This is a genomic window from Halomonas denitrificans (assembly GCA_019800895.1).
Classification (GTDB): domain Bacteria; phylum Pseudomonadota; class Gammaproteobacteria; order Xanthomonadales; family Wenzhouxiangellaceae.
In genome coordinates, this window is sequence record JAHVKF010000003.1 from 705,739 (window position 1) to 718,322 (window position 12,584).

At 69.9% G+C, this 12,584-nt stretch carries 10 protein-coding genes; 1 reads left to right on the forward strand and 9 read right to left on the reverse strand.

Annotation, left to right across the window (positions count from 1 at the left end):
• Window positions 1-36: 36 nt before the first annotated feature.
• From KUV67_11770 to ccsA, 9 genes are all read right to left on the reverse strand, one after another.
• On the reverse strand, window positions 37-603 hold the full coding sequence (locus KUV67_11770) for a hypothetical protein (protein ID MBY6205561.1): 567 nt from the start codon (window positions 601-603) through the stop codon (window positions 37-39).
• Window positions 600-2,861 (reverse strand): hypothetical protein, encoded by a 2,262-nt coding sequence (locus KUV67_11775; GenBank protein MBY6205562.1) that lies wholly within the window; start codon window positions 2,859-2,861, stop codon window positions 600-602. Before KUV67_11775 ends, KUV67_11770 begins: the two co-directional genes overlap by 4 nt.
• Entirely contained in the window at window positions 2,852-3,784 is a 933-nt protein-coding gene (locus tag KUV67_11780) for a lysophospholipid acyltransferase family protein (protein ID MBY6205563.1), read from the reverse strand. Before KUV67_11780 ends, KUV67_11775 begins: the two co-directional genes overlap by 10 nt.
• Entirely contained in the window at window positions 3,781-5,640 is a 1,860-nt protein-coding gene (locus KUV67_11785; protein MBY6205564.1) for an ABC transporter ATP-binding protein/permease, read from the reverse strand. Before KUV67_11785 ends, KUV67_11780 begins: the two co-directional genes overlap by 4 nt.
• Window positions 5,637-6,578, reverse strand: a complete 942-nt coding sequence (locus KUV67_11790) for a hypothetical protein (GenBank protein MBY6205565.1) — start codon at window positions 6,576-6,578, stop codon at window positions 5,637-5,639. Before KUV67_11790 ends, KUV67_11785 begins: the two co-directional genes overlap by 4 nt.
• Window positions 6,575-7,579, reverse strand: coding sequence for an NAD(+)/NADH kinase (locus tag KUV67_11795; GenBank protein ID MBY6205566.1), 1,005 nt, complete (start codon window positions 7,577-7,579; stop codon window positions 6,575-6,577). The genes KUV67_11790 and KUV67_11795 overlap by 4 nt, the downstream gene beginning before the upstream one ends.
• An 8-nt stretch (window positions 7,580-7,587) precedes the next feature.
• Window positions 7,588-8,670, reverse strand: a complete 1,083-nt coding sequence (locus tag KUV67_11800) for a fatty acid desaturase (GenBank protein ID MBY6205567.1) — start codon at window positions 8,668-8,670, stop codon at window positions 7,588-7,590.
• Window positions 8,671-8,733: 63 nt separating this feature from the next.
• Window positions 8,734-10,005 (reverse strand): HlyC/CorC family transporter, encoded by a 1,272-nt coding sequence (locus tag KUV67_11805; GenBank protein ID MBY6205568.1) that lies wholly within the window; start codon window positions 10,003-10,005, stop codon window positions 8,734-8,736.
• Window position 10,006: 1 nt separating this feature from the next.
• Window positions 10,007-10,822, reverse strand: a complete 816-nt coding sequence (gene ccsA, locus KUV67_11810) for a cytochrome c biogenesis protein CcsA (GenBank protein ID MBY6205569.1) — start codon at window positions 10,820-10,822, stop codon at window positions 10,007-10,009.
• Between the two features lie 127 nt (window positions 10,823-10,949).
• On the opposite strand from ccsA, the gene ffh reads away from it, so the two are divergent.
• Window positions 10,950-12,344 (forward strand): signal recognition particle protein, encoded by a 1,395-nt coding sequence (gene ffh, locus KUV67_11815; GenBank protein MBY6205570.1) that lies wholly within the window; start codon window positions 10,950-10,952, stop codon window positions 12,342-12,344.
• Window positions 12,345-12,584 lie beyond the last annotated feature (240 nt).

The following is a 12,584-nucleotide window of genomic DNA, read 5'->3' on the forward strand; positions in this document are numbered from 1 at the left end:
GTGGGCCGGGCATCGGCCGAGGTGCGCCGCGGCGCGTCAGCCGTCGTCGTCCTCGCGGCGCGCGCCGAGCTGGCGTCCGCCGGCGGCCAGCGGCGGGCGGGACTCCTCGGTTGCCCGGCGCAGCCTCCGCTCCGGCGCATCGCGCCGCGCCTCCATGCGATCGGCGCCCACGGACCGGGTCCGGCCCGGCGCGGGCGGATTCGACGCAGCGTACGGGTAGGCCGGAACGACCGCAACCCTGCGAACCGCGGGCGGGACGTAGCGTGCCGCGCGCGCTTCGCGGCGTGCCTGCTCGGCGCTCGCCGCACGTCGCGCCGCTCGTTCGGCCTGCACGGATTCCAGGTAGGCCGCGTTGGCCTGCTTGACCTGTTCCAGCGATTCGGGCGACGCGATGACGCTCAGCGATGCTCGCGGTCGATGCACTTCGGCCGCCTCGTCGCAGGGGCGGTCGCTGAACACCGTCGTGTCCCCGTCCTTGCAGCGATAGATCGGATCGCCGGCGCCGCCGGCAACCAGCGGCAGGGCCATCAGGCCGACGACCACGCCGACGACGACCCGGCCCCGAGGCTTCCGTCCGCTCGAGGCGCCGCGGCTCGCGCTCATTGCCGGGCCTGGCGCGGCCGGCTCTTCGACGCGCGGGGCGGCGGCCCGGCCGAATCGAGGTGAAGACGTTCGGCCACTGCCGTGGCGACCTCGTCGGTTTCGCCGCGGTAGCGCACGGACGGTACGGCTTCGTCGTCGATCCAGGCGGCCAGGCCGCGCTCGACGAGGGTGGACTGCCAGGTATCCAGCCCGGTCGGCGGCAGGATCCAACCCCGCTCCACCGCACGTGCGCAGAGATAGGTCCGGCCCTGCTGGGGGCGAATGCTGCCCCGCTTGTTGTAGCTGGGCGTGAACGCCCGGTCCGCCACTCGTTGGGCGAAGCGGGCCCAGGGCCCCTTGCGGGTGCGGTCCGGCCAGAAATACACCGGTGCATCGGCCGACAGCGCATCCTGGAACATGCCCGGTCCGGCCCCGGCGACCAGCAGCGCACCGGCCCGCTCCAGTGCGAGGCCGTAGGGGTGATCGTCGGCATCGGCCGGCCCGTGGAAGACGTCGGCCCGGCCGTCGACGAGCTTCGCCAGGGTGGCGCCGGATCGCCCGGCGTCGGTCGGCGCGACGACCAGGAGGCGAGCATCGCGACGATCGGCCCAGTCCAGCGCGCGCGGTGCCAGCTCTTCGAGCTCCGCCGCGGGCCAGCTGCCCGAAGGGTGGCGGCCGACGAGCAGGGCGACGCGACGCGGCGCCTCGAGCCAGGCCTGCCAGGGCTCGGAGTTTCCCGGCGGCCGGAAACCGTCCTCGTGGCCGAAGCCGACCAGCATTTCGACCCGGTTCGGATGCGGCGGCAGCTGGTGGTGGGTCATGCTGACCACCGCTCCGCCATGCTCGGGTACCCGGCCGGCGTGGCGTCCGATCAGGACCAGTGCCGGCGGTTGTTCGCAGCGGGCGGCCAGCAGGCGCGCCATCCGGCACGCGGTGCCCCCCGAGGCCACGACCACTGCCGCCTCCTCGAAGGCCTTGCGCAGCACACCTCGGCCGGCAAGCGCGGTCCAGGCCAGCGAGAGCCACCCGGGCAGCCTCATGCGGACCAGGTCTCGCGCGCCGCGCCGCGCCAGGAGGTGGCCGAGGTGTTCGGCCTTGCGCACCGGCGCGGCCCGGCGGCCGGCCAGCAGCAGGACCGGCCCGGCTCGCCGAGGTCCGCCGGTCACGACGCGGCGGCGCAGACCGACCCGGCGCTCCAGCCGCCACCGCGTGCCCGGGTTCATCCGTTCGGCCTGGCGGAACTGCTCGATCCAGAAGTGCAGGGGCCGGCGCGGACGATTCAATCGGATCCGGACCGGCTCGCGGAGCGAGACGTCGAGCGACTCGCTGGTTCGGAACAGGCGGTCGAGGACCCAGGGCAGGTCGCCGTCGGGCAGCAGTTCGAGCAGGCCCTCGATGCGGCGGTGCCCGGCCACGGCATGGCCCTCGTTGTCCGGACCGAGCAGGGCCGCCAGGTCGGGACCGTCCGGTCGCGACGTGATCCTGAGCGCCACGTCCGGCCAGGCGCTGGTCGGCCGCTTGCTCGAGACCGGAAGGAAGTGCGCATCGTCCGCTTCCCGTTCGAGATCGAACCAAAGGGAGCCGGTCGGATTGCGGTCGTAGACGTACCAGTCCGGCAAGGGGCGCCAGGGCTGCGTATGAAGCGTGGTGAAGTGGACGCAGGCCGATTCGCCGGGCTCGTACTCGGCGTCGCGCGCGTTATAGCGTCCGGGCAGTTCGCCCCAGAGGCCAGCGGCGCGTGCCCGAGCCTCGATGCGCTTGCGGGTGGTCTTGAGCACGGCTTCGCGGTTCCACACCTGGGCCATGCGCTTGCAGTCGACGAGCATCACCGAGGTGTCGTGGTCGTTGATCGACAGGAAGCCCGCGCCGTTCATCTCCCGGTCGAACAGTTCGGCCGGGTCGGTCAGCCAGACCTGGTCGACGTCGTTGTAGATGGCCCGGCCGGCGTAGTCGCAGAAGTACGGAATCGCGAACCGGTAATTCGTGAAGCCGGTGATCCAGAAGCCGCTGATGTAGCCCTTCAGGCCCTTGAGCAGGTAGATCTCGTAGATCCTGCCCGGGTCGCGATGCTTCTCGACGGACCAGATGAACGCCCGCTCGGCGCGGAACTGCGCGCGCTCGGAACCGAGAAAGATGCGTACCGGCGGCTTGTCGCTGGGCCGATGGCCGGGGCGCACGCCGAGGATGATCTTCTCCGGGCGATTGCGTCGCGCCGGCGTCATGTACGGGTCGATGAACGGGGTGAGGCCGCGCAGGATGCGTTGCGCAATCAGCGGCATGATGCACGCTCCTTGGAGACGGGTGCCGAGGGATCGAAATGATAGCGCTTCCAGCGGCGCTGGTGCCATGACCACATCGCGGGACGTTCGCGGACCTGGCCTTCCATGTGCGCGATCACCGCATCCAGGGTGGCGTCCGCGTCGTCGCCTCGAGGCAGCGGATCGCGGACCGTGAACACCCAGTTCGGCTCCCGCTCGAGTCCGTCGACCGGAACCAGCGGCACGCCCGTGCGATCCGCGAGCTTCAGCACACCGGTCGGCGTGCGTTGCGGCTTGCCGAGAAAGGAGCGGATTTCGCCTTCCTGCTTGCTGGCCTGGTCCATCAGCACGTAGATCAGGCCGCCGGAGGTCAGCACGCGGAGCATGTGCCGGAAGCTGCGGACCGGGTTGTCCCGATCGAGAGGAATCGGCGTGGCCCCGGTGGCCGCGATGCATTGTTCCAGGTAGCCGGGCCGCATCCGCCGCGGGTCGCGAAAGACCACGTGCGCCGGACGGCCCTGCGCGGCCAGCTTGCCCGCCATCAGGATGCCGTTGCCCATGTGCATCCCCAGGAGGATCGCACCCTGGCCGCGCGTTGCGAGTTCATCGAGAAGCGCGGTGTTGCGGATCTCGACGGCCTCGACCAGCGACCGGGGGTCGGCGCCGGGGCGGGCCAGCGTCAGGGCCTCGAAGATCGCGCCGTCGTTCGTTCGCGCGCCGCCGAGGAGGATCCGGCTGGCCCGGCGGCGGTCGACGCCGAGGGCGCGTTGGACGTCGCGGCGCAGGCGCCCCCAGAACGGCCAGGCCAGCATCCAGTGAACCGTGCCGACCGCACGCCCGGTCCGGCGCACGCGCCGGGCCCCTCCGCGCGCTGCCCAGCCGGCCAGCGCCAGCGCCAGCCGCTGCGCCAGGCCGCGCCGGGCCTTGCGAAGCGACGGTTTCATGACCGGTCGGGGGTTTCGGCGGCCGTGATCACGCCGTCGCGAACCACCAGCAGACGGTCGGCGCGGTCCATCAGCGGCCGGTGATGGGTGACCGCGAGCAGGGTCAGGCGCTGCTTGAGGTGTTCGATGGTCTCCAGTACGGCGCGTTCGGCCGCCGCGTCGAGGTTGCTGGTCGCCTCGTCGAGGATCAGCAGGCGGGGCCGGTGGACCAGGGCCCGGGCGATCGCCAGGCGCTGCCGCTGGCCCCCGGACAGCTGGCCTCCGCGCTCGCCGATGCGCGCGTCCAGACCGCCGGGCAGTTGATCGACGAAGTCGATTGCGTCGGCTTCGGTCAGCGCCCGCCGGGCATCCTCCCGGCTCAGCCCCGGTGCACCCAGCGTGATGTTCGCGAACACCGAGTCGTTGACCAGCAGGGCTTCCTGCGGCACGTAGCCGATCTGGCGCCGCCACGCAAAGCGGTCGAGCTCGGCCAGGTCGACGCCGTCGATGAGGATCCGTCCGCGGTCGGGTTGCAGGAGGCCGGCGACGAGATCGATCAGGGTGGTCTTGCCCGATCCGGACGGGCCCGTGAGCACGGTCAGGCCGCCGGCCGGGAGGTCCAGCGACTGACCGGTGAACACCGGCTTGCCCGGGTGGCTGAAACCGACGTCGTCGAGCACGATCGAGCGCTCCAGCGTGGCGGTCCGGCGACCGGTGTTGGCTTCGCGCTCGGCGCGGGCGTCCTCGATCGACTCGTGCAGCGACCAGAATGCACTCTCGGCGATCGCCATGTGCTGCCACGCGCGCTGCGCCTTCGACAGGAAGGCCGTGATCCGTGCCAGCAGGAAGATCAGGATCATCACCGCCGACAGCGGCATGTCCAGTTCCACCAGCATCACGTACAGGCCGATGGCGGCCAGCACCACCAGCATCGCTTCCTGCAGCGCCTTCATCGCCTCCTTGGAGATGACCTGTTTGCGCAGTGCACGGTTGAGCTGTTCGGTCTGGCCCGACAGGAGCGTGTCGAACTGGTCTTCGCGCGCCATCGCCTTCAGCGGCTTGATGGCCGCGAGCTGATCGGTCATCACCGACAGCATGTTGCGCAGCAGCCCGGTCTGCTTGCGGCCGGCGCGACCGGCGATCCGGACCAGGAGATTGAGCCCGCCGAGCACCAGCGCGGACAGGACCAGCGCACCCAGGGTGACCGGCCAGGAGATCATCAGCGCGACCACGGTGTAGACCATCGCGGTGATGACCTGGGTGGCCATGATCGCGGCCTGGAGATAGCCTTCGGACGCGCGCTGGGCCTCCGTGGCCATCGCATTGGCCAGGCTGCCGATCGATTTCGACAGGTAATAGCGCCAGCGGCTGGCAACGACCGCGCGGACGAGGTCCAGGCGCAGATCGGTGGCCACCTGGGCGACCGCATAGCCCACCTGCCGGTTGGCCAGCAACACCACCGCGGCCTTGAGCAGGATCAGCACGATGCCGAAGGCAAGCAGGTTCGGCAGCGACGCCTCGAGGCCCGCCCAGCCGAACAGGTCACCGATCAGCTGCTCCGGGAGCGATTGTTCGGTCGCCTCGCCGAGCACGGCGCCCGAGTCGTCCATGGACTGGCTGGACAGGGAGATCATCGACAGCAGCGTCGACAGACCGACCCCGTCGAGGAGGCTGGCCAGCAGAAGCGCCAGCAGCACCGAAGCGCTCCGGCCGGGATAGCGGCGGAACAGCGACACCAGCATTCGCCCGGTGCCGCCGTCGGCTTGCGCAGAACGGCGCCCGGCCGCACTGGCCACGTCGGCCGTCGATTCGCCGGTCGAGCCGGGGTTGCCGCGGGTCGAGCGGGACGGCGGGCGGGTCGCTGGATCGGCCTTCATCGCAGGGCTCCGGTGCGCCAGAGTCGGAACAGCAGGGCCAGCCCGGCCAGGCGGGGATGGCGACGCATGCGTTCGGTCGGTTCGATGCGCACACCGCTGTGGCGTTCGATCTTCCAGACAAGGTAATCGATCCCGTTGCTGAATGTGCCGGCCGCCTTGAGCAGGCGCAGGACGTTGCAGGTCCGCCCCCAGACCTTGCGCAGCGTCCAGCGCGACCGGCCGCGGAGCCGCCGCAGCCCGCCGACCCGGATTCGGAACCGATCGTCATCGAGACGATCGACGTCCTCGAGGCCGGTAAGCGCACGTGCGCTGAGGTCGCTCCAGAACGCGGGGTCGCGGTCGATCAGCGCCTCGGCGGCGCCGGCCGGTTCGGGCCGCAGTTCGCAGCCGTAGGTGGCCCGGATCGAGCGGATCCAGAAGTCACGGGCATTCAAGGTGCCGTTGCCCAGCGGCAGCCCCTCGCGGGCGAAGGTGCGGGCGGCGGCGGCGCGGCAGGCCGCGATTCGTCGAGCCGACTCCGGTCCCTTCGCTCGGACCAGGCGGCAGGGCTGGGTGAAGCGCGCCCAGAAATAGGCATCGAGGCCACCGGCGGTCCGCCGGGCCAGGGTGGCTTCGCTGACGATGATGAACTTGCACCGCAGCCGAGCCGATTCCGAACCGGCCTCGAGGTAGTAGACGTTCGGCGGGAGCAGGGCGTTGAACAGCGCCGAGGGACCGGTGCCGTGGACGGCGCGATAGGAGTCCACGACGGCCATCAGGTCGACCAGGCCATTTCCGAGATCGGCGTTCCTGCGGCATGAGCCGTACAGGACGATGGCGCGCAACGCCGAGCCGCAGCGCGCCTCGATCGCATCGAGCAGCGGTTCCAGGCCGGGAGGCGGCGCGACGGCCAGGTCGTCGGCCATCAGCTGCACCAGCGCGTTGCCGGATTCGCTCATGGCCGCAGGAATCCGAGCGAGGGACCCGGCTCGACGCGCAGCGGGTAGGCCGGATCGAGGTCGAATTCCTGGCCGTCCAGGACGATCGAGTCGATTCCCTCGATCGTGAGCCGGCGGCAGTGGCCCGACAGGTAACCGGTCGCCGGCGACATGTCGTCGCTGAACCGGCCGCGGACGATCGTGGCCATCCGACGGCGCCAGCGCTGCGCTGCGGCCGAGATCGCGGTCACCCGCAGGTCGCCGTCGCCGCGTTCGGCGTAGGGCCGAGCGTGGCTGTCGTCCAGGCCCAGGGTAGTCATGAGCAGGAAGCGCATCGGCGCGTCGAGCGTGCCCAGCGCCTCGGCGTCGAGGCGGAGATGCCGGGCCGTGAACGGTTCGCGGCCGGTCAACAGGGCCGGCAGCTGGCGGAGCACGCCGAAGGCAGAGGCCAGATGGTGATTGCGCCTCCAGCCCGGTCGCGCGTTTCGCCACCGGTGGACGTTGCGAATCACCTGGTCGAGCATCGCGCCGGCGAGGAAGAAGCCGTGTTGCGTATCGATCGACGGGTGGCGGACCACCAGCGTGCGGCGCTCCAGGCGAGCGGCCTCGCGTCCGTCGTCGAGCAACCGGTCCAGGGTGGCGAGGAAGTGGGCCCGCGTGCCGAGATCGGCGGCCACGTAGTTGGTCCTGCCGGCGCTGAGCACCAGCAGTTCGGGCAGCTGCTCGGCGGGCAGGTGGCGGGCCAGGTAGCTGACCGCACCCTGCAAGGTGCCGTCACCGCCGGCCAGGACCAGCGTGTCGACGCCTCCTTCGATCGCATCGGCCAGCGCCGCTTCGATCGCCGGGAGGTCGGTGACGCGGTAGGCCCGGCCGCCGGCCTCGGCGATCCTCGCCTCGGTGCGTTCGGCCCGGTCGCGCAGGCTCATCCGGAAGCTCAGGGGGTTGATCAGCGCGGCCAGGCGCCGGCGGTCGGGCGCTGCGTCGGCGGCCGTTCCGGCCCGTGCGTCGCGGGTGGTCTTCATCGAGGAGCTCAGCCGCCGGTCTGCCAGCGCCGCAGCACCGTTGCATCGCCGCGCGACGACCAGCTGCCGCGCAGCAGGCGACCGACGACGGCGAAGTAATTGTCGTGGTTGCTGCGGCGGTAGGGGTGATCGGCAGGCAGTCCGGCGAGCAGGCGGCGGTGCGCCCGGCCCAGCCGGTGGTAGGGCAGGCCGGGCAGCAGGTGGTGCAGCGCGTGATAGCGCAGGCCGACGGGGAAGAACCACGCCGTCAGCCAGGTCTGTCCCGTGAGATTGATCGAATCGTCGAGCTGGGCCAGGTGGCCGCGCGCATCGCCCGAGTGGCCGTAGCCGTGCGCGGCGAGATTGCGGAACCAGTTCAGGCCGATCGCCGTGGCCAGCAGGGCCCAGGCCATCAGCCAGTGGGTGCCGGTCATCGGACCGAACACGGTCAGGAGGACCAGCCCCGCCAGCCACGCGAAGCAGAACCATTCCGAGCGGACCAGTTCGCGCTCGTGGCGGCCCGGAAACCGCTTGCGATAGTAGGGGTTGGTGATCGCCGCCGAAGCCCGGAGCAGCAGCCATTCGCGCAGTCGCGACGATGCGTGCGACAGCGGGCCGAGCAGGCCGAAGCGCAGCACGGCCAGCAGCGGCAGCAGCGGTATCTGGGCGAGGTACTTGATCGTCTCGCGCGGCGGCATGGCGGCCAGCGGCAGGTATTCGCCGTCGTCCGGGGTGCCGAAGTGCAGATGGCTGTGGTGCTCGACGTGATTGCGGTAGAGCACCCAGGGCATCAGGAGCGGAAAGCCCACGAGAAGGTTCCAGGCCCACTTGAACGATTCCATCTCGCCGGTCCGGAAGTGGACGATCTCGTGGATGAAGGTCCCGGTCCGGAAGAACGCGATCGCCGCCAGCACCATCGCGCTCCCCTGCACCAGAGGGCCCGCCGGGTCGATGAAGTAGATGGCCGTCAGGGCCCAGGCGATCGACGTGGTGACCATGAAATCGAGCCAGTAGAGCGCCGGTTTCCGGTCGAACAGGTCGTGCACGAGACCCTGCGCCTGGCGAACGGCGGCACGGTCGTCGGGCATCGTGGCCGAGGTGCGTTGATCCATCGCGACATTCTAGCAGTTGCAGGGCTCCCGAGGCCGCGCAGGGCCGGCCGGGCGCGGCCGTGATCAGGCCGCTGGACGCAAGCGCCAGGGCTTGAACAGCACCTTGCGGACGCGGTTGTCGGCCATGTCCACGATGGTCAGGATGTGGTCGCCGATCCGGATCGAGGTGTGGCCGTCGGGCAGCGACTCGAGCTGCTCGAGGATCAGGCCGTTGAGCGTCTTGGCCCCGGCCGTCGGCAGGTCCCACTCCATCCGGCGATTGAGCATCCGGACCGTGGTGTTGCCGGCGACGATCCAGCTGCCGTCGTCGAGCTTGCGCACCTGGCGCTGGCGCGCCGTTCCTTCGCTGGTGTACTCGCCGACAATCTCCTCGAGGATGTCGTCGAGCGTGACCAGTCCCTGGATATCGCCGTATTCGTCGACGACCATGCCCATCCGTCGCTCCCGGCTCTGGAACTCGAGCAACTGCTGGGTCAGGGCCGTACCTTCGGGGATGTAGTAGGGCGTGCGGATCGATCGCTCCAGCTCTTCCGGCGTGAGCGTGTTCTGCGACAGCTTCACCATCACGGTGCGGATATGCAGCAGCCCGACCATGTTGTCGATGTCGCCCTTCCAGACCGGCAGCCGGGTATAGATCGACCGGGTCAGCATGTGCAGGATCTTTTCCCAGTCCTCGTCGAGGTCGATGCCGGTGATGTCCTGGCGTGGCACCATCACGTCGTCCACGGTCCCGTACTCGAGGTCGAGGATGTTCAGCAGCATCTGCTGATGGTCGAGGGAGATCTGGCGGCCGCCCTCCTTGACCAGCGTGCGCAGCTCCTCCCGGGTCAGGTGGTCGCCGCGCGCATCGGCCTTCTTCACGCCGACCAGGCGGAGCACTCCGGACGCCAGCACGTTGATCACCCAGACGAAGGGATAGAGCACCTTCAGCAGCGGCACCAGGACGTAGCTGGCCGGATAGGCGATGCGCTCGGGGTGCAGGGCGGCGAGCGTCTTCGGCGCGACCTCCGCGAAGATCAGGATCACGGCGGTCAGGACGAGTGTGGATACCCAGATGCCCGCATCGCCGAGCAGGCGCAGGAAGATCAGCGTCGAGATCGACGCGGCCAGGATGTTGACCAGGTTGTTGCCGAGCAGGATCAGCCCGAACATCCGCTCCGGGCGGCTCAGCATCTTCTGGGCCAGCGCCGCACCGCGATGGCCGCCCTTGGCCTGGTGGCGCATCCGGTAGCGGTTGAGCGCGACCAGACCGGTCTCGGAGCTGGAGAAGAACGCCGAGAGCAGGATCAGCACCAGCAGCATCAGCAGCAGCGCTTGCAGTGAAAGCTCGGCCATTTCAGTCGGCCTGCCAGCGGCGATCGAGGACGAGTTCCAGAACGGCCTTGCTGCCGAAGTACGCCAACAGCAGGACGACCATGCCGACCAGGCAGAGACGGACCACGCGCATGCCCCGCCAGCCGTGGCGCCAGCGTCCATAGAGCAGCACGCCGAAGATCAGCCAGGCGAGCAGCGACAGCACGGTCTTGTGCACGAGGTGCTGGGCGAACAGGTCGTCGACGAACACCAGGCCGGTGCCCAGGCTCACGCAGAGCAGCAGCCAGCCGGCCGCGATCAGCTGGAACAGCAGACGCTCCATCGAGGTCAGCGGCGGCAGCGCGTCGAGGAGGCGTGCGCTGCGCCGCCGGTGCAGCATCTGGTGCTGGACGAAGATGAAGATCGCGTTCATCGCGGCGATCAGCAGGACCGAGTAGGCCAGCAGCGAGCTGATCACGTGGATCTCGATGCGCGGATCCGCCAGCGCCAAAGCGGTCGGTTCGGGCGAGAACACACCCTGGAGCACCAGCAACAGGGCAGCGCCCGGCAGGGCCACGGGAAGGAGCTCCAGCACGGGGAACCGGATGCAGGCGGCGAGCAGGATCGCGTTGACGATCAGCGCGACGAGCGACAGGGAACTGAAGAAGTCGGCCGTGAACCCGCCGACCGCCCGCATCTGGGCGAGCTCGATCCAGCCGTGGCCCAGCAGTGCGGCGACGGCGAGCAGGAGCCCGAGCGCGCGTGCGCCGGAGTGCTCGTCGCGCAGGCCGACGGCCAGCGCCGGCGCGGCGAGCAGGTAGAGCGCGGAGGCGATGATGACGGGCAGGCTCGGGGTCAAGGACGTCGGTTCTCGTGAACGGGCGATGCCGATTCCGTGGCGCGGCCGGAAAGCGAACGGCGGCGACGGGGCGGCATGATCGACCAGTATAATCGCAGCGTTCCCGAAACCCCAGACCGGACCCGCCATGTTCGATCAATTGAGCCAGAGACTCGGTGACTCGCTGAACCGCTTGCGCGGACGAGGCAAGCTGACCGAGGACAACATCTCCGAAGCGCTGCGCGACGTGCGCCGGGCCCTGCTCGAGGCCGACGTCGCGCTGCCTGTGGTCAAGTCCTTCATCGACCAGGTGCGGGAGCGGGCGGTCGGCCAGAAGGTCCTGACCAGCCTCAAGCCCGGGGAGGCGCTGGTCAAGATCGTTCACGACGAACTCGAGCGCGTGCTCGGCGGCGATCGAGCGCCGCTCGCGCTGAATCGTACGCCGCCGGTGGTCATGCTGATGGCCGGCCTGCAGGGTGCGGGCAAGACCACCACCACCGGCAAGCTGGCCAGGCTCCTGGCCGAGCGCGAGAACAAGAAGGTGCTCGTCGCCTCGGCCGATATCTACCGCCCGGCGGCGATCGATCAGCTCGAAACCGTCGCCGGCCAGGCCGGCGCGATGTTCTATCGCCACCCGGAGACCGACGACGCGGTGAAGATCGCCGAGGCCGCGGTGGCCGAGGCGCGCAAGCAGGTCGCCGATGTGGTGATCATCGATACGGCCGGCCGGCTCGGCATCGACGAGGCGATGATGGACGAGATCCGTCGTCTCCACGCGGCGGTCGATCCTGCCGAGACGCTGTTCGTGGTCGATTCGATGACCGGCCAGGACGCGGCGAATACGGCCAAGGCCTTCCACGACGCGCTGCCGCTGACCGGAGTGATCCTGACCAAGACCGATGGCGACGCTCGCGGCGGTGCCGCGCTGTCGGTCCGGACCATTACCGGGGTCCCGATCAAGTTCCTCGGTACCGGCGAGAAGCTCGACGGCCTGGAGCCGTTCCACCCCGACCGGCTGGCGGCCCGGATCCTCGGCATGGGCGACGTGCTCAGCCTGGTCGAGGACGTCCAGCGCAAGGTCGACGAAAAGGAAGCGAAGAAGCTCGCCGGCAAGGTCGGCAAGGCCTCGCGTCGCTTCGGGCTCGACGACTTCAAGACCCAGCTCGAGCAGATGGAAAACCTCGGCGGGCTCGGTGCGCTGGCCGACAAGCTGCCCGGCATGGGCAACCTTCCCGATGCCGCCAAGGCGCAGCTCCAGGGCAACGCGACCCGCCACATGATCGCCATCGTCAACTCGATGACGCCGAAGGAACGCAGCTACCCGGACACGATCAACGGCTCGCGGAAGCGCCGCATCGCGCAGGGCTCCGGGACCTCGATCCAGGAGGTCAACAAGGTGCTCAAGCAGCACAAGCAGATGCAGAAGATGATGAAGAAGATGGGCAGCAAGGGCGCCATGAAGAAGCTGCTCAAGCGGATGCCGGGCGGCGGCATGCCCGGTGGCGGCGGTATGCCGGGCGGGGGAGGCGGTCTGCCGTTCTGAAGGGCGGTCCTGCCGGGTTTCGCTGCTCGGCCGACGCGACCGGTTGCAGGAACCCGGCACCCGGCCTCGCCGGGGCCGGCTCGCCGATCCTGCCTCCGGGGTCGGCCGGGCAGGCGCGAACGCGTCGGTCACCGCCCGTCCGTCCCTGATCGGCCGTTCGTGACCGAGTGGCGCTCGCGAGGCGCCACCCACGTTCCGCCGCCCCGAAACGAAGAACGCCCGGCAGGGCCGGGCGTGGGG